At 65.1% G+C, this 16,771-nt stretch carries 16 protein-coding genes; 12 read left to right on the plus strand and 4 right to left on the minus strand.

Annotated features, from left to right (window positions below; all coding sequences use genetic code 11):
• The first annotated feature begins 9 nt into the window (after nt 1-9).
• From ABLE43_RS17400 to ABLE43_RS17430, 7 genes are all read left to right on the plus strand, one after another.
• Entirely contained in the window at nt 10-735 is a 726-nt protein-coding gene (locus ABLE43_RS17400) for a type IV secretion protein (protein ID WP_315463012.1), read from the plus strand.
• Nucleotides 732-2,090, plus strand: a complete 1,359-nt coding sequence (locus ABLE43_RS17405) for a type IV secretion system DNA-binding domain-containing protein (RefSeq protein WP_315463013.1) — start codon at nt 732-734, stop codon at nt 2,088-2,090. The genes ABLE43_RS17400 and ABLE43_RS17405 overlap by 4 nt, the downstream gene beginning before the upstream one ends.
• Before the next feature lie 4 nt (nt 2,091-2,094).
• Nucleotides 2,095-2,619, plus strand: a complete 525-nt coding sequence (locus ABLE43_RS17410; protein WP_315463014.1) for a DUF2726 domain-containing protein — start codon at nt 2,095-2,097, stop codon at nt 2,617-2,619.
• Nucleotides 2,620-2,623: 4 nt separating this feature from the next.
• Nucleotides 2,624-3,481, plus strand: a complete 858-nt coding sequence (locus ABLE43_RS17415; protein WP_315463015.1) for a CsgG/HfaB family protein — start codon at nt 2,624-2,626, stop codon at nt 3,479-3,481.
• Nucleotides 3,482-3,553: 72 nt separating this feature from the next.
• Nucleotides 3,554-3,847 (plus strand): hypothetical protein, encoded by a 294-nt coding sequence (locus ABLE43_RS17420; RefSeq protein ID WP_093067595.1) that lies wholly within the window; start codon nt 3,554-3,556, stop codon nt 3,845-3,847.
• Nucleotides 3,844-4,050, plus strand: a complete 207-nt coding sequence (locus ABLE43_RS17425) for a DUF5818 domain-containing protein (protein WP_315463016.1) — start codon at nt 3,844-3,846, stop codon at nt 4,048-4,050. Before ABLE43_RS17420 ends, ABLE43_RS17425 begins: the two co-directional genes overlap by 4 nt.
• Complete coding sequence (locus ABLE43_RS17430; RefSeq protein ID WP_315463017.1) at nt 4,047-4,493, plus strand: hypothetical protein; 447 nt, start codon at nt 4,047-4,049, stop codon at nt 4,491-4,493. The genes ABLE43_RS17425 and ABLE43_RS17430 overlap by 4 nt, the downstream gene beginning before the upstream one ends.
• A 162-nt stretch (nt 4,494-4,655) precedes the next feature.
• On the opposite strand, the gene ABLE43_RS17435 is transcribed toward ABLE43_RS17430, so the two are convergent.
• Nucleotides 4,656-5,449 (minus strand): IS5 family transposase gene (locus tag ABLE43_RS17435; RefSeq protein ID WP_425475286.1). Its coding sequence is split into 2 segments (ribosomal slippage): nt 4,656-5,092 and nt 5,092-5,449, totalling 795 coding nucleotides; the frame shifts between segments, so codons are not numbered across the junction.
• 25 nt (nt 5,450-5,474) lie between these two features.
• Between ABLE43_RS17435 and ABLE43_RS17440 the strand changes: the two genes are divergently transcribed.
• The 4 genes from ABLE43_RS17440 (at nt 5,475) to acs (ending at nt 11,608) form a co-directional block, all read left to right on the plus strand.
• The gene (locus tag ABLE43_RS17440) at nt 5,475-6,551 is read left to right on the plus strand and encodes a GAF domain-containing protein (RefSeq protein WP_249341318.1); all 1,077 of its coding nucleotides are present in this window, start codon (nt 5,475-5,477) and stop codon (nt 6,549-6,551) included.
• A gap of 140 nt (nt 6,552-6,691) precedes the next feature.
• Nucleotides 6,692-8,212: an aldehyde dehydrogenase gene (gene adh / locus ABLE43_RS17445; protein WP_066278437.1), complete on the plus strand. Its 1,521-nt coding sequence runs from the start codon at nt 6,692-6,694 to the stop codon at nt 8,210-8,212.
• 79 nt (nt 8,213-8,291) lie between these two features.
• A complete protein-coding gene (adhP, locus tag ABLE43_RS17450; RefSeq protein WP_066278433.1) occupies nt 8,292-9,326 on the plus strand; it encodes an alcohol dehydrogenase AdhP in 1,035 nt (344 codons plus the stop codon).
• Complete coding sequence (acs, locus tag ABLE43_RS17455) at nt 9,326-11,608, plus strand: acetate--CoA ligase (protein WP_256210873.1); 2,283 nt, start codon at nt 9,326-9,328, stop codon at nt 11,606-11,608. Before adhP ends, acs begins: the two co-directional genes overlap by 1 nt.
• A gap of 172 nt (nt 11,609-11,780) precedes the next feature.
• Here the strand turns inward: acs and ABLE43_RS17460 are convergent, their stop codons facing one another.
• Genes ABLE43_RS17460 through ABLE43_RS17470 form a run of 3 tightly spaced genes read right to left on the minus strand, consistent with a single transcriptional unit; the run spans nt 11,781 to nt 15,057 of the window.
• Nucleotides 11,781-12,752, minus strand: coding sequence for an ExeA family protein (locus ABLE43_RS17460; RefSeq protein WP_008830441.1), 972 nt, complete (start codon nt 12,750-12,752; stop codon nt 11,781-11,783).
• Complete coding sequence (locus tag ABLE43_RS17465; RefSeq protein WP_008830442.1) at nt 12,752-14,413, minus strand: IS481 family transposase; 1,662 nt, start codon at nt 14,411-14,413, stop codon at nt 12,752-12,754. Before ABLE43_RS17465 ends, ABLE43_RS17460 begins: the two co-directional genes overlap by 1 nt.
• A complete protein-coding gene (locus ABLE43_RS17470) occupies nt 14,413-15,057 on the minus strand; it encodes a recombinase family protein (RefSeq protein WP_037519505.1) in 645 nt (214 codons plus the stop codon). Before ABLE43_RS17470 ends, ABLE43_RS17465 begins: the two co-directional genes overlap by 1 nt.
• A 361-nt stretch (nt 15,058-15,418) precedes the next feature.
• On the opposite strand from ABLE43_RS17470, the gene ABLE43_RS17475 reads away from it, so the two are divergent.
• The gene (locus ABLE43_RS17475; protein WP_348979611.1) at nt 15,419-16,750 is read left to right on the plus strand and encodes a transposase; all 1,332 of its coding nucleotides are present in this window, start codon (nt 15,419-15,421) and stop codon (nt 16,748-16,750) included.
• Nucleotides 16,751-16,771: the final 21 nt, after the last annotated feature.

Genomic DNA, 16,771 nt, shown 5'->3' on the forward strand with positions numbered 1-16,771 from the left:
GGACCGATCATGGGAAACATCTACCCGTTCCGCTTCCGACGCGAGCCCGAGCCCGACACCCCCCGGCTTTGCATCCTCGACGCCGACGACGACGTCGTCGATCCCGCCCCGGCCCTGGCGGCTGCCCGCGCCGGCAGCGGTGACCGGTTCGCCGTATTCGGTGACATTGCCGCACTCGCGCGTTTTGCGGATCCAGAGCACGACCTCCTGATCGACCCCGCGCGCGGCAACTGGGACTTCTTCACCGATCACGTCAGCGCCTATGCCCGCGCGTCAGCCGTCGAGGCGTTCCTGCCCGACGATCCGAAGATCTGTTCAAGCTACACCGGCGCCTCGCGCTACGTCCTGCTGCGCGCGCTCGAACATGCCGGCACCCTCCCCGGCACCGGCCTCGCCACCCCGCGCGACCTGATCCGCGCGCTGCCGAGCGAAGCCGTCGCGGAAGTCGCCGGTCACGACCCGGCGAACGGCCACGCCTTGCGCTGGGCCATGACCGTGCTCGCCGGCGTACGGCAGGCGACGCACATGATCGCCGACCACGATCCGCGCCTCCCCCGGGTCTCGATCGCCCGCTGGCTCGGTGGTCCGGCCACCATCATCCTCTTCGTCGCCGTCCCCGATGCCCCAACCCGCGAGATCGCCGCCATCCGCGCCTCGCTCGACGACCATGCCATGCTCGCGCGCCTGCGCGCCGGGCACACCGACCACGATCCGGCACATCGGAGGGAAGCATGAGCGCGCTTACCGGCATTACCGTTCTCGACGGCGACGCAAGGTCGATCCCCTCCGATCTGCTCACAGCGCATGTCCGCCATGCGCGACGCGGCAACCGCCTCGTCATCCTCGATCGCGGTGACGCCATCGCGAAGCGCTTCTTCGCCAAGGGCGACGCCCATATCGATCTCGCGCTCGGCAATTATGATTTCCAGGCCGATCATCGCTCGCCGGACGATTGCGTGGCGGCCGCGTACGCCATGCTGCCTGCCCTCATGTCCGATCCGGTGCAACTGGCGGCACGCCCGATCCTGGCCGACATCCTTCACCGCTACGGTTGGCTCGATGAAGCAGCCGACGCTCTGCGCACCCTCGCCCACGCCGAGGTGCGTTCCCGGCTGGAAAACATCCCCGACGACGAGAGCGCGGCCGCGAAGCTGACGTGGTCGGTCCTCAAACGTTTACGCGAACTGTCCGATGGTCTGATCGCCGCCCCCGACCATTGCCGGTTCATGTCGGTGCGTCGGTGGATGGAGCTCGAGGCAGACGCCATCCTGTTCGTATCGCGCTACGGCTCGTACAACGTCCTCGCCCGCGCGCTCCACGCACGACTGACCGCGAGGACGCTGCACTGGTACGGCGTCGGCGAGATGGTCTTCCTGGGGCACGCCGACGGTCTCGACGACGACGCCCGTCACCAACTCGCCCTGCCACTGCCGGAAAACCCGAACCTCACGCTCACCATCGATCTCAGCGAGGTCGGAGAGGAAGACGAGGTGTCCGCATCCCGTCCGCCCGGCGAGGTCGTCTCCTTCGCGCGGTCGGGCACCGCGCAGGACGACGGTGGGCCGGACGACCTGGAGCAGGCTGATGTGATCCGTGAGACGGATCCTGTCGGCTTCGTCGACACCAGCCTCGACGACGAACTGTTCGCAAGCCCACGGCGGGCGGGCGAACCCGCTGCCCTACCGGCACCGGGCGGTGACGAGGCGCTGCGCGCGCTCACCAGGCGTGTCGCCGCGCTCGAAGCCCGGCCGACATATCACCCGGTCGAAGAAACTTTCGCACGGCTCGATATGGATCATGGCGATCGGCGACACCGCCGCATCCAGCGCGGGTTCATGCTCGCAGGCGTCGCCGCGATCGCCGGCATGGGCTGGTTTATCTTCGCCGAGCCGACCCGGTCGCCCGAACGACTCCGGCTCGAGACCGAGTGGATGGCACAGGCCGGGGACCGGCTGTCCGCCACCCACGACGCCGCCATCACCGACGGGACCGAAAGACAAGACATGCCGGTCCGGACATGGCAGACTGTGCCGGCGTCGGAGCCCGGGGGGGCCGCCGACGCCGCGAACACGGCAACACCGGGGGGTTGAGCCGATGGTAAAGATCATCGCCCTGTACGTCGCGATCGGCGCGCTGGTGCTGCTCGCCCGGATCGCCTTCGGGATGGCTGGAAGTGGACGGCCGTTCGGGCCGCCGCGCCCGGTCGCCAAACGCTTCCTCACGTCCCGCGAGGCGGCGATGCTCGACGCGCTCGAACGCGCGCTGCCGCATTGCCGCATCCACGCCCAGGTCGCGATGGGCGCGCTGCTCGCCGTCCCGGCGCTTCCCGGCCGCAAACGTCATATCGGCGACCGCAACGCCTTCTCGCAGAAGATCGTCGATTTTGTCGCGCAGGACCGCGCCACCGGCAACATCGTCGCGCTGATCGAGGTCGATGACCGGACCCACAATCCCTTACGCGATGCCCGCCGCGACGCGATGACCGCCGGTGCCGGCTACGCCACCATCCGCATCCCCGGCTCCGTCCGGCCGACATTCCACGAGGTGCGCGATCGTGTCGCCGCGCTCCTCGCGCCTTCGGGCGTCACGCTCGCGACCCCCATGACCGTTGGAGACTGACACGATGCGTACCCTGATATCCGCTTTCGGCCTCCTGGCCGTCTTGTCCGCCCCCGCGACCGCCCAGAAGCTCGGCAAGGGCGGCACCGGCGTCGACGAGGCGTCCGAGGTGCCGCGTTGCACCGCGCCGCTCGGCACCGTCGCGCTGGTCGAGGAACGCAGCGCCGCGGCGCCGGCCGACGACCTGCCCCCCGCGATGCGCGCCTTCGTGCGCATGGCCGAGGCACAGAATGGCGGGGGCAGCGCCCGTGTCGATCCGCTGCCGCTCCTCAAGCTTCTCGTCGCGCAGTCGGGCTGCTTCTACGTCGTAGATCGCGGCGAAGGGTTCGATGCCCTGCAACGCGAGCGCGAGCTTGCCGCCGGCGGTTCGGTCGCGGGCGCACGCAACACCGCCTCGCTGCGCGCGGCCGACTATATGCTGACCGCCAAGGTCATCTACAGCGACAATAACGCAGGCGGTGCCGGGGGGATTGTCGGGGGCCTGCTCCCCGGCGGGCTCGGCCTTCGGACCAAGAAGATGGAGAGCCAGACCATGCTGACGCTGGTCGAGGTGAAGACCGGGCTCCAGCAGGCAATCGCCACCGGCTCGGCGCGCAAGAAGGATCTCTCGATCCTGGGCGGCGGCATCCTCATGAACGCCGGCGTCGGCGCGCTCGGCGGCAGCTATACCTCCACCGACATCGGCAAGATCACCAGCCTTGCGCTGCTCGACGCCTTTCGCAAGCTCACGACCTCGGCGCAGTCGCGCATCGCCGTCGCGGCTCCCGCACCCGCTCCGGGCGTGGGTCAGCCGGTCGCGCCCGCCGCAGCGCCCGGTACGCCAATTGCCCCCGCGCCCGTAGTCGCGTCGGCCCGCAACTGACGGGAGAGAAGAGGGAGAGCGGATGGGACGGACTTGGGTCCGTCCCTGTCCCTCTCACCCGGATGATCCGCCATGGACCGCCAGCATGACTTCTTCCGCGAACCCGCCCTCGCCGCCGACGATGACGGCACCGACGATGGCACGACGCAGGCGCCCCCTGCCCCGCTCGCGGTGCCGTGCGGGTTCGTCGATCGCTCGGGCAAACCCTGCCGCCGTCTCGCCCACGAGACCGTCCGCATGAACGGTCGCCCCTTCCTCCACCGGGGCGGCGAGCTGCTGCACTGCGTCGCCGAATGCTTCCGCGGCACTCCCGACACGCGAGGCGACCTTGACCCGGGCGAGAGCGTCGACAGGATATCGCCATGAGCGCAATCCTCCCCCACCGGCTCGAAGGCACCGTCGAGCATAGCGCCCGCGGCCTCCTCCTGCGCGACCGCGACGGCATGTGGTGGCGCCTCGACTGCTCGGCCGATGTGCGGCCCTACCTCACGGGGACGGTCCGGATCGCCGGCATCCATACGCCGCGTGGCGCGATCGAGGTCTGGCATGTCGAGGCAATGCCTGCGTGAACATGATGGGCCGCGTCCGCGCGAGGTGCGAATGCTGCCGCGCCGACCTGCCGCCCTTTCCCGCCGGCTCGCGCATCGAGCCGTGCCGAACCTGCCGGCGACCGATGGTCCTGCTGCGCCCGCCCGTCGGCTCGCTCGATCCCGGCCGGGTGCGCGGCCTCTTCGACCTTGCCGGCGCTGTCACCGGCATCCTCATGATGGTGCTGATAAGCGCTTTCGTCCTGACGTCCATGAGCCCGCTGCGCTTCAGCAAATGGCTGACCATCCTCATCTTCGCGATGGGCTCGGTCCTCGCCGTCGACGGCATCCTCTCGATCCGCACCGGGATCGACAAGACATGGCACCGCAGACGACGCGGGCGTCCGGCTCGCATGTTGGGCGGCGCCAAGATCGCGGGGGCCGTCTATGCCCTCCTCATGGTCGTGATCGGAGTGACGCTGTGACGGACTATCCCGCGTGGCGAGGCTGCTCGCCTTACCTCAAAACGAACGGCCAGCGAGGCGATCGACGCTTCCCCAATGCCATGGTGTTTTGGGACAGTTACATGCTTACCGCAGTGGCACCCACCAAGCGCGCGATCATGCTTTAAGGTCAGGACTCGTTGATTACAGCCAGAAGATGACGGTGGCAGCGAGGGCGATGGCGGAGAAGAAGACGGTCGGGCAGCGGTCGTAGCGGGTTGCGACGCGGCGCCAGTCCTTGAGGCGGCCGAACATGATCTCGATGCGGTGACGTCGCCGATAGCGGCGCTTGTCGTACCTGACCGGCTCGTTGCGGGACCGCCGCCCTGGGATGCAGGGTTGGATGCCCTTGGCCTGGAGCGCATCCCTGAACCAGTCGGCGTCGTAGCCGCGGTCACCTAGCAGCCACTGAGCCTTCGGCAGGTCGTCCAGCAACGCGGCCGCACCGGTGTAGTCGCTGACCTGCCCGGCGGTCATAAAGAAGCTCAAGGGGCGTCCGTTCGCATCGGCTACGGCATGGAGCTTGGTGTTCATGCCGCCCTTGGTGCGGCCTATCAGGCGGCCAAGGCCCCCCTTTTTACCCGCAGGCTCGATGCCGTGCGGTGCGCCTTCAGGTAGGTGGCGTCGATCATAACCGTCTTCGGCTCGGCGCCTGCCGCCGCCAGCCCTTCCATCATCCGCGTGAACACGCCTGCCTCACCCCGGCGCTTCCACCGGTTGTAGAGCGTCTTGTGTGGCCCATAGGCGCTGGGCGCATCTCGCCAGCGCAGCCCATTGCGGTTGACGAAGACGATGCCGCTCAGAACCCGTCGGTCGTCCACCCGCGGCCGGCCGTGGCTCTTGGGAAAGAACGGCCGCAGCCGCTCAATCTGCTCATCCGTCAGCCAAAACAGGCCTGTCCTGACTGACGGACGAACCGATGGGCGGCTGCAAGCAATTGCCGGATGGCACGATGCAGGCAGGGTGACCGGTCAGCGTGATGTCAATTTATCGACGCAAGGATACCTTTCTTCACACCAAAGGCCGCTGGCGGGATGCAGAACACTACGGCATTGGTTCGCCAACTGGCGACATTTCGTGTATCCCGGCGCGATGAAGGATCGGCATGAAGCAGTTGTCGAAGAGGTCCTGCATTGCTCAGCCAGTGCCGCGCATTCGCTTGTTGCTGCCAGCTGGTGTCGTTCGGGCCTAAAGCACGGTCTCGACGCAGGAGCCGATCGGGTTCCAGATCTTGTATCTGCAAGTGACCTGATTCAGCGGCGGCAACGCTGTGAGTTGATGCTGGAGGTCGCGCGTCCCTTGCTCGACCAGCTGTTCCAGATCGTCTCTGCCACGGGTTGCGCCGTGATGCTGTCGGACAATGACGGTGTCGTTCTGGAAGCGCGTAGCCTCGCGGGTGACCGCGAGCTTTTCGATCGGATCGGCTTGACGCCCGGCGGAGTGTGGAGCGAAAGCCGGGAAGGCACGAACGGGATCGGCACCTGCCTGATCGAGGGTCGACCGGTCACGATCCATCGAGATGAACACTTCGCCAGCCGGAATACGGGCATAAGCTGCATGGATGCGCCGGTGCGCGATGCGACCGGCCAGCTTGTCGGCGCCTTGGATATCTCGAACTGCCGCTACGACCACAGCGCCGCGATGGGAATGCTCGTTCAGAAGATCGTGCAGGATGCCGCTCGCCGGATCGAGAGCGGCATCTTTCGCGCGCATTTCGCCTCGTACCGGATCATCGATGCCAATCTGCCAGGCGGCGATGCAGCCTTGCTGGCCGTTGATCGGGACGATCTGGTCATCGGCGCGACCTTCGCTGCAAGGCATCGGTTCAAACTGACCAACGCGTGTCTCGGGGGCCGCCGCACGGCTTCGAATATCCTCGGTGGCGAAGAAGCCACCTCGTTCGCTGACTCGGAACGGGCTTTCTTGCGCCGCGCGCTGGCGCGGGCAGACGGCAACGCCACCAAGGCGGCAAAGGAACTCGGCATCGGTCGAGCTACTCTCTATCGTCGAATGGAAAGGGTAGGTTTGCAGCGTCGCTGACATATCTGGTCTCCCCATTGTCTCGATAGCGAGACAATCGACCCATTCCATCAACCGGCAGTCCCTGTGCACCGCCGCCATCTCGCGGAACTATCGTCCTCGCGACCGGAAGGATCCGGCGGTTTCGAGAGGATGACGTGATGGACATGCAGACCAACCCCGCCACTTCGATGACGGTGCCGTTCGCGGAACGCTACGACAACTTCATCGGCGGAAAGTGGACCGCGCCCAAGGACGGGCGCTATTTCGACAACATCTCGTCGATTACCGGCAGATCCATTGGTCAGGTGGCACGCAGTCAGGCGGCCGATGTCGAAGCCGCGCTGGATGCGGCGCATGCGGCGAAGGAGGCCTGGGGCCGCACCAGCGTTAGCGAGCGAGCCTTGATCCTCAATCGGATCGCGGACCGGATGGAGGAAAATCTTCGCGAGCTCGCCATCGCGGAAACCTGGGACAACGGAAAACCGCTACGCGAGACAATGGCCGCGGACATTCCGCTGGCGATCGATCACTTCCGCTATTTCGCAGGCTGCATCCGCGCGCAGGAAGGCGGTATCTCGGAGATCGATCACGATACGGTCGCTTATCATTTCCATGAGCCACTGGGCGTGGTCGGCCAGATTATTCCGTGGAACTTCCCGATCCTGATGGCGGTGTGGAAACTCGCACCGGCACTGGCGGCAGGCAATTGCGTGGTATTGAAACCGGCCGAACAGACGCCGGCGTCGATCATGGTCCTGATGGAAATCATCGGCGACCTGCTGCCCGCCGGGGTGGTCAACGTGGTCAACGGCTTCGGCTTGGAAGCCGGCAAGCCGCTCGCCAGCAGCAACCGCATCGCGAAGATTGCCTTCACGGGCGAGACGACGACGGGTCGGCTCATCATGCAATATGCCAGCGAGAACCTGATCCCGGTGACGCTGGAGCTCGGCGGGAAAAGTCCGAACATCTTTTTCGAGGACGTATGTCGCGAGGACGACGATTATCTCGACAAGGCGATCGAGGGCCTAGTGATGTTCGCGCTCAACCAAGGCGAGGTATGCACCTGTCCAAGCCGGGCACTGGTGCATGAGAACATTTACGACCGCTTCATGGAACGCGCGATCCAGCGCGTTGAGGCGATCAAGGCAGGCAATCCGCTCGATCTGGAGACAATGATCGGCGCGCAGGCATCATCCGAACAGCAGCAGAAGATCCTATCCTACATCGATATCGGCAAACAGGAGGGCGCCGAACTGCTGACCGGCGGCGAGGCAGCCCGGTTCGAAGGCGATCTTGCAGGCGGCTACTATGTAAAACCCACCGTGTTCCGTGGCCATAACCGGATGCGGATTTTTCAGGAGGAAATCTTCGGACCGGTCCTGTCGGTCACCACCTTCAAGGACCAGGATGAGGCGCTGAACATCGCCAACGATACGCTTTATGGCCTGGGCGCGGGCGTGTGGAGCCGGGATGCGAACACCTGCTACCGCTTCGGCCGCGCGATCCGCGCGGGACGTGTGTGGACCAATTGCTACCATGCCTATCCCGCTCACGCGGCGTTCGGCGGCTACAAGCAATCCGGCATCGGGCGCGAAAACCACCGCATGATGCTCGACCACTATCAGCAGACCAAGAACATGCTGGTCAGTTACAGCCCGAAGAAGCTCGGCTTCTTCTGAGGCGAACAGCCCGGGCACGGCGACGCGGAGTTTCGCCCGCCGCCCGGCCTTCGAACGATAAAACTACAGGAGAGATGTCATGAGCAAGACCATGAAAGCCGCCGTCGTGCGCGCCTTTGGCGAGCCACTGCGGATCGAGGAAGTTCCGGTTCCCGAGGTCCAGCCCGGCATGATCCAGGTTGCCATTCAGGCCTCCGGTGTGTGTCACACCGACCTCCACGCCGCAGAAGGCGACTGGCCGGTAAAGCCCGAGCCGCCCTTTATCCCGGGCCACGAAGGCGTGGGCTTTGTCTCCGCTGTGGGCAAGGGCGTGACCCACGTGAAGGAAGGCGACCGGGTCGGCGTGCCTTGGCTCTACACCGCTTGCGGTCACTGCACGCACTGCCTCGGTGGATGGGAGACGCTGTGCGAAAGCCAGTTGAACACCGGCTATTCGGTCAATGGCGGGTTCGCCGACTACGTGCTGGCCGACCCCAATTATGTCGGCCACCTGCCGGACAATGTCGGCTTCAACGAAATCGCGCCGGTGTTGTGCGCGGGCGTGACGGTCTACAAGGGCCTGAAGATGACCGATACCCGGCCCGGCGATGCGGTCGTCATCTCCGGCATCGGCGGTCTCGGCCATATGGCGGTACAATATGCGGTGGCCATGGGGATGAAGGTGGTCGCCGTCGACGTCGACGACGCCAAACTCGACCTCGCCCGCAGGCTCGGTGCGGTGGAGACGGTCAACGCACGGACGGACAATGATCCCGCCACGACGGTAAGGCGATTGACCAGCGGAGGCGCGCGCGGCGCGCTGGTGACCGCGGTGAGCGAAAAGGCCTTTGAACAGGCGGTCGGCATGATCGGGCGCGGCGGCACCGTCGCGCTTAACGGCCTACCGCCGGGTGATTTCCCGCTCAACATCTTCGGCATGGTACTGAACGGTATTACCATACGCGGCTCCATCGTCGGCACCAGGCTGGACCTGCAGGAATCGCTCGAATTCGCTGGCGACGGCAAGGTAAAGGCGACGATCTCGACTGCCGGTCTCGAAGACATCAACTCGGTGTTCGACCGTATGCGGCAGGGCCAGATCGAAGGGCGGGTCGTCCTCGACCTGACCGTATAATGGCGAACGGTGACGAGCAGGACGAGGGAAAAATGGGGCGGGCCGCTTTGGTTCGCCGTGTGATTGCCACCGAGGCGGGAGCGGCGCTGCTGGCCGAAATCGTCGACCGTCACGGCCCGGTGCTGGTCCACCAGTCGGGCGGTTGCTGCGACGGTTCCAGCCCGATGGTTTATCCCCGCAGCGAGTTTTGCCTTGGCGGATCGGACGTGCTGCTCGGCACCATAGGCACCACGCCAGTCTATATCGGGGCGCAGCAATTCGCGGCATGGAAGCACACGCAGCTGATCCTCGACGTGGTGGAGGGACGGGGCGGGATGTTCAGCCTCGACAACGGAACGGGCCGACGCTTTCTCGTGCGAAGCCGTGTCTATGAGAAGGCCGAGATCACCATGTTGGCGGCAACCGACAGGCTTCACGCGATGCAAGCATCGGTGGAGCGCGATCCCGACGCCTTTTGGCTGGCCGAGGCATGCCGCCTGAACTGGAGCGTCTTCCCGACCAAAGCGGACGAGAGCAGCTTCGACAAAGCCGACTTCGGCATTCGCTGGTTTGCCGACGGCGAACTGAATGTTTCGGTCAACTGCCTCGATCGCCATCTGGATGCCCGTGGCGACAACGCCGCCATCGTTTTCGAAGGGGACGAGCCGGGCGAGGGGCGAACCCTCACTTACCGCGAACTGCATACGGAAGTCTGTCGTTTCGCCAATGTGTTGAAGGGCCGCGGCGTCGCCAAGGGAGATCGGGTAGTCCTGTACATGCCGATGGTACCCGAAGCCGCGATCGCCATGCTTGCCTGCACACGAATCGGCGCGGTACATTCGGTGGTGTTCGGTGGCTTTTCACCCGATAGTCTGTCTGATCGTATTTCCGATTGCGGCGCCAAGCTCGTTATCACCGCCAATGAAGGCAGGCGCGGCGGCAGGTCGGTTCCCCTAAAGGCCAATGTCGACGCGGCCTGTGCAAAGGCGGGCGGGGTCGAAACGGTTATCGTCGTACAGCGGACGACGACCGAGGTCGATCTCAAGGAGGGCCGCGATTGGTGGTGGCACGACTTGAGCAAAGGGGTCGATGCCGATTGTCCGCCCGAGCCAATGAATGCGGAAGATCCGCTGTTCATTCTCTACACCAGCGGATCGACCGGCAAGCCCAAGGGCGTGCTGCACAGCACCGGCGGTTATCTCCTGTGGGTCACGCTCACCACGGATCTTCTATTCGGGTTAGCCGACGACGATCTATTCTGGTGCACGGCCGATGTCGGTTGGATCACGGGCCACAGCTATGTCGTTTACGGGCCGCTCGCGAACGGCGCCAGCACGGTAATGTTTGACGGCGTGCCGACCTATCCTGATGCCGGACGCCTATGGGAAACGTGCCAGCGTCTGGGCGTCACCGTGTTCTACACCGCGCCGACCGCGATCCGCGCGCTGATGCGCGAAGGAGAGGAGCCGGTGAAACAACACGATCTGTCCCGGCTGCGGCTGCTCGGCACCGTAGGCGAGCCGATCAATCCCGAGGCCTGGAACTGGTATCACCGCGTGATCGGCGGCGAGCGTTGCGACATCGTCGACACATGGTGGCAGACCGAAACTGGCGCGGCGCTGATCGCGCCCGTGAACGGCACGGCGGAGGCGAAGCCAGGATCGGCGACCAAGCCGCTGCCGGGTGTATTTCCGGAACTGGTCGATGCCGAAGGCCGCACACTGGCCGGCGCGGTGGAGGGCAATCTCGTCCTCACCCGTAGCTGGCCCGGTCAGATGCGCACGGTTTACGGCAATCACGAACGCTTCTTTCAGACCTATTTCAGCACCTACCCGGGCAGCTATTTCACCGGAGACGGCGCACGTCGCGATGCCGATGGCGATTACTGGATTACCGGCCGGGTGGATGATGTGATCAACGTATCGGGCCACCGCATGAGCACCGCCGAAGTCGAAAGCGCGCTGGTGGCGCATGAGCGTGTGGCGGAAGCGGCGGTGGTGGGCATGCCGCACGATATCAAGGGACAAGGCATTTACGCCTTCGTGACGCTCAACGCGGATCAGGAGGGCGACGAGGCCCTGCGTGCCGCGCTGTGCAAATGGGTGCGCAGCGAGATCGGTCCGATCGCCACGCCCGATGCGATCCAGTTTGCGCCCAGCCTACCCAAGACGCGCAGCGGCAAGATCATGCGCCGCATTCTGCGCAAGATTGCCGAAGGGAAACCGGGCGAAGTCGGAGACATGTCAACCTTGGCCGACCCTGCGGTGGTCGACGAACTCGTGGCCAACCGCATCAGCGCCTAGGTGTAGCGGCTCGCAATGATGATCGCCCGGAACTGCAATAGAGGGGGCTTTCGCGCTTGAATTATGTGAGACGCTGGCGATCAGCCGGCGCACGTTCGGTGAGACGCAAATCACATTCGATGCGACGGACGCGAGATGTTCACCGAGCGGCGCGGGATCGCGGACACGGCGGTCAAAGCGGTAATCCTGCCGCGCGCATATCGTCGGTCAGCTCGCGCGCACGAGCCGGATCAAGCCCGCCCCGGAGCAGTTGCCGTATCTCCGCCGGCTTGGCGTCGAACTGGTCCGCCAGGCTCTTCGTATCGTAGCCGTGGCGGGTAAGCTGGGGTTCGAGGTCGTCAATCTGGCGTGACAGCACACCCTCTACGGTAGCGGCATCGATCGGTTTCACGCTGGCCTCGAACCCGGCTTCGAACGCGCGCACGAGATGGCGGCCGATCTGGAGCGGTGTCTTAAGCTTGGCGGCGAGCAGGATCGCGGCGTCTTCGGTCAGCACGGCATCGGGTTCTATCCCCGGCGACAGTGCGGTGCGCAGCGCCCAGTCGATATAGTCGCGCTGCCGATCGCGCAGGCCGCCAAACTCGAACACGGTCGTCCGGTCGCCGATTTCCTCCATCAGCGGGCGTTTCAGGTCGTTGCGCAGCTTCGGATGGCCGACGAGGATCACGGCCAGTTGACCGCCGCCCTCGGTGACAAGCTCAACGAGGCGCTTGAGCGCGGTCAGCGTCTTTGGGTGGAGGTCGTGGGCGTCGTCGACGAACAGCGCGACCGGTCGCTTGGCCTTGCGAAACAGCTCCTGCAAATCGCGTTCGCGCCGTTCCGATTGGCTTGGGATCGAGACGGTCTTCTCAGACGAAAGATCATAGAACAGCGCTGCAACCAGCAGCGGCACCGATATCTTGGCCTTTTCCAGGCTGAGCGCGCGCGAGACGATCACACGGCCCTCGCGCTCTAGTTCTTCGCGCAGTCGCCGCGTCAGCACGGTCTTGCCCGAGCCGATGGTGGCCGTAAGCGCGATCAGGCGACCACCTGTGATCGCGGTCTTCAGATCATGGGTAAGCTGGGCATGATGCTCGGTCTCGAAGAAGCCGAGATCGACCGGGGGCCGGGCCAGCCCGTAATAGCGCATCACCTCGGTCTGCATCAGCCGCTCCGTCTGTGGCCGGGCGGGAATCGCCTGCGGATTTCATCCATCACTTCGGGCCGGGACAGCGTGCGCGCGAGCAACGCGTCGATGAAGGCGCGGTCCTCTTCGCAAAGGCCGCCAAGCGGCAGGCGCAGTTCCTCGGATATGGCGAAGCGTGCCTTGAGCGGCGTGGCGAAGGTGAGTTCGGCGAACGGATCTGGATCGGCGAATGGCCGGGCCGGCACAGGTGCGATCCCATCGGTGGGCTTGCGACCGATCACCACGATGTCGTCCTCGCCCGTCAAGACCGAGCGAGGGATTCCGATCTTCGTCGCCAGCGCATCGACGCGATCCGCGCGGACCTCGCGCCGGCTCTTGCGATGCTTGCGATAGCGATGCAGCGGCACCGGCCCTCCGACCGGATCGAACGGGCCGTATCGGTCATCGCCATGCTCGACCCATAGCTCCTGGTCGAACAGCCCCCACCAGACGACAACCGTTTCGCCGGCCACTTCGGACGTGACCTCATAGGTAACGCCGGCGACGGTCAGCCGGCAGTCGAGGCCGACCTTGCGGCGCTCTGGCTCGCGCGCGAATGCGCAATAGCGCTCCCAACTGCACATGGCGCAAATGCCGCCATCGGGCAGGTGGCCGAGCCAGTCGTCGATCCGAGAATGCGGCTCGCGACGATGGTCGCCGCTGTTGTAGGTGGCGATGTAGCGCGCCAGCCAGCGATTGGCCTCCTCCTCGCTGGCGGGTTCGTGAAAGTGGTACAGCGTCTCGTGCGCTTCCTTGACAGTGCGGAACGGGCGCTCGACTTTCCCCTTGGCGCGCGCGGTCGTGCGGCGTCCGTCCGACCCTGCTGGCATGTGCGGAGTGACGGTAATCCCGAGACATTCCATGACCCCCTTGAACACGCTCGATTTGCCGACCGGGCCGCCATCGAGCTGGATGTTCTCCGGAATACCTCCAAACGGATTGTCCTCCTTTGGTGCCATCGCACGGAACAGGAAGCGCAGCGCCGCCTCGGCATCCTCCCCATAGACGAGCGCATATTCCTGGTAGACGACGCCCGACCGGTCATCGACCACCGAGAACAGCATCAACGTAGGCGCGCCATTACGATCGGGATCGATCCAGGTCGGGGCCTTCAACTGCTTGAGATCCGACGGGCTCATGTCGAAATGCCAGAGCATGTTGGCGCGTTCGGCCTGATAGCGCACCGCAGCCGGCTCGCGCGTCATCCGCTCGGTGTCGTATCCCCGTTGCCGCATGTGCCGGTTGAGTGTCGAGGCAGCCAACCGACCTGCCGGCAGCTTCACCAGACCGCGATCGGGGGTCTCGACACCGTGTTCGGTGACGATTTCGAGGATACGCTTCGTCGAGAGACGACGGCCTTGACGGTTGGTCGTGCGGCTCTTCATCGCCGCAACGACCTCACACCACCATTCGATCTCGCCGGCAGGCATGGTGCGCGACAGGCCACGATCGGCACGGTGTGCGTCCTTCGGCCTTCGCTCGCCGCGCAACAGCCGGTAGAGCGTAGCGCGGCTGATGTCGTAGAGTTCGGCGGTCGATGTCATCAGCGGCTGCCGCTCGGGATGCCTTGCCGGCAATGCCGCCAAACGACGTCGGAGCGTCACGATCGCCTCGATGGGGACCGTGACGCCCGCGCTCATTATGCAGCCTGGCTTTGCGGTTGCCGAGTGGGACCCGCATCGAGCAACGCCTGCCCCGGCGCCTTGGGGGTGCCGTCGCCGTTGACATAGACATACAGGGTCGTGGTCGTGATCCCGAGCCGCTTAGCGACATCAGCCGCGACGACACCTCGATCGGACATCGCCGCCATCGCCATCGTCAGCGTCGCCCGGTTCATCTTGCGCGGCCGACCGCCCATGCGACCGCGCGCGCGCGCCGCAGCAAGGCCGGCATGGGTACGCTCGGCGATCAACTCGCGCTCGAACTCGGCGAACGCCGCGAAGATGCCGAAAGCGAGACGGCCATTGGCAGACGTCGTGTCGATCTGCGCGCCGGCACCTGCCAGCACCTTCAACCCGATCCCGCGCGACCGGAGATCCTCCGCCGTCGTCACCAGATGGCGCAGATCGCGGCCGAGGCGGTCCAGCTTCCAGATGACGAGCGTGTTGCCCGGCTGAAGCGCCTTCAGGCAGGCGGTCAGGCCAGGCCGCGCATCGTGGCGACCCGATGCCATATCCTCATAGATGCGCGACGGATCAATGCCGGCCGCGAACAGCGCGTCGCGCTGCGGCTCCAGCGTTTGCGTGCCGTCCGACTTGGACACTCGGATATAGCCAATGAGCAATGCGTACCCCGCCAGAAAAGACTACCGGCATGGTGCAAGATGGCGCTGGTTTTCACAACGGGTTTTCTTGCTCTTTTCGGATTGCCGGGACCGGCATTGTCAGACCGCGAGAAAACCGCTCGTTTTCCTTGCGGAGCCAACTTCGGCACGGTCGGCAGAATTCGCCAACTATCGGCTTAGCCGATGCATTCAGAGCTTCTGGAAGCGGACGCTTTCTGATGCGGGATTGTGGCACCGTAAACTTGCCGAAAGCTATGGTAGTCTGCTGGTGTCACAACCGACCGAGACTGTTGAAAAACGGCTGCTTGCGGCGGTGACGGAGGCGTGATTCACTCCTGCGAGGCGTCAGGGGATCACGAGCATGATGGGTCGACAGGTGGCGCAGGGCGCGCTGTTTTACGGGTTTCGGCTCGACGAACATGTGCCTGCTGATCACCTGCTGCGACGCATCGACGGTCTTCTGGATTTCGGCTTCGTGCGCGAGGCGCTGGCAGCAAACTACAGCGCGACCGGGCGGCCCTCGATCGATCCGGAGCTGATGCTGAGAATGCTACTGATCGGCTACCTGTTCGGTATCCGCTCGGAACGGCGCCTGTGCGAGGAGGTGCACCTCAACCTTGCCTATCGCTGGTTTTGCCGGCTCGATCTGGCCGACCGGGTGCCAGACCACTCCACCTTCTCCAAGAACCGGCATGGTCGTTTCCGCGCCTGCGACCTGCATCGCCTGCTGTTCGAGCAGGTGGTCGCACGTTGCGCCGCGGCCGGGCTGGTTGCAGGGCGCGACGTGGCTGTGGACGGCAGCACGATCATGGCCGACGCAAGCCGGGAGAAGAAGCTGAAGGGGACCGACGCAGCTGACGAGCTGCGTGCCAGGGAGAGCGTATCGCGGCCTATTGCTGAGTATCTGGCGGCGCTCGATGCCGCATTACCGCCCGATCCCGACGAACCGGTGCCCATCGATCCGACCAGCATTTCACCGACCGACCCGCAGGCGGCGTTCACCTCCAAGCACGGGCCAGCACGCTACGCCTACGCCATCAACCCGCTGCTCGACCTCGACACCGACTGCATCCTCGATGTGGAAGCGACCCCGGCGCGCTTTTCGGCAGAAGTCGCGGCAACCCGGACGTTGGTGTCGCGTGCCGGCACCAGGCTGGACATTGCGCCTGAGAGCCTCTCAGCTGACAAGGCGTATGGCAGCGGCCCTCTGCTGGGCTGGCTGATGGACCGGAATATCACGCCGTACATCCCGGTCATCGACCGCAGCCGCCAGCGCGATGCCTTTTTCACTCGCGATGTCTTTCGCTACGATCGCGACACCGACGCCTATCACTGCCCGGCGGGTAAGCAGCTCGGTCACTGCGGTACCAAGCGCGCCAGTCAGGTCCGCGTGTACCGAAGCCACATCGCCGATTGTGCAGCCTGCGGACTGAAACCCCAATGCACCACCGGTCGAAAGCGCAGCATCACCCGCCTGGCCCGCGACGCAGTTCGTGCGCTTGCCGGCACTGACGCCTACGTGCGTGCGCGGCGCCGACGACAGCGGATCGAGCGTGTGTTCGGCCACCTGAAACGGAATTTGAGACTACGAACGCTCAAGCTGCGCGGCCTGTCAGGGGCCAACGAGGAGTTCACCATGGCGGCTGCAGCTTATAACCTTCAGCTGCTTGCCCGACGGGCCGCGCCGGTCTGATAGGCGGCGCATCTCCGGTGC

The sequence above is a fragment of the Sphingomonas silueang genome (assembly GCF_040049155.1).
Classification (GTDB): domain Bacteria; phylum Pseudomonadota; class Alphaproteobacteria; order Sphingomonadales; family Sphingomonadaceae; genus Sphingomonas; species Sphingomonas silueang.

What these genes read in the sequence shown, in the direction of transcription:
- ABLE43_RS17405 (WP_315463013.1), top strand. Translation starts at nt 732, where the DNA reads ATGAGCGCGCTTACCGGCATTACCGTTCTCGACGGCGACGCAAGGTCG.
- ABLE43_RS17425 (WP_315463016.1), top strand. Translation starts at nt 3,844, where the DNA reads ATGAGCGCAATCCTCCCCCACCGGCTCGAAGGCACCGTCGAGCATAGC.
- ABLE43_RS17410 (WP_315463014.1), top strand. Translation starts at nt 2,095, where the DNA reads ATGGTAAAGATCATCGCCCTGTACGTCGCGATCGGCGCGCTGGTGCTG.
- ABLE43_RS17460 (WP_008830441.1), bottom strand. Translation starts at nt 12,752, where the DNA reads ATGCAGACCGAGGTGATGCGCTATTACGGGCTGGCCCGGCCCCCGGTC.
- ABLE43_RS17400 (WP_315463012.1), top strand. Translation starts at nt 10, where the DNA reads ATGGGAAACATCTACCCGTTCCGCTTCCGACGCGAGCCCGAGCCCGAC.
- ABLE43_RS17420 (WP_093067595.1), top strand. Translation starts at nt 3,554, where the DNA reads ATGGACCGCCAGCATGACTTCTTCCGCGAACCCGCCCTCGCCGCCGAC.
- ABLE43_RS17415 (WP_315463015.1), top strand. Translation starts at nt 2,624, where the DNA reads ATGCGTACCCTGATATCCGCTTTCGGCCTCCTGGCCGTCTTGTCCGCC.
- adh (WP_066278437.1), top strand. Translation starts at nt 6,692, where the DNA reads ATGGACATGCAGACCAACCCCGCCACTTCGATGACGGTGCCGTTCGCG.
- adhP (WP_066278433.1), top strand. Translation starts at nt 8,292, where the DNA reads ATGAGCAAGACCATGAAAGCCGCCGTCGTGCGCGCCTTTGGCGAGCCA.
- ABLE43_RS17465 (WP_008830442.1), bottom strand. Translation starts at nt 14,413, where the DNA reads ATGAGCGCGGGCGTCACGGTCCCCATCGAGGCGATCGTGACGCTCCGA.
- acs (WP_256210873.1), top strand. Translation starts at nt 9,326, where the DNA reads ATGGCGAACGGTGACGAGCAGGACGAGGGAAAAATGGGGCGGGCCGCT.
- ABLE43_RS17475 (WP_348979611.1), top strand. Translation starts at nt 15,419, where the DNA reads ATGATGGGTCGACAGGTGGCGCAGGGCGCGCTGTTTTACGGGTTTCGG.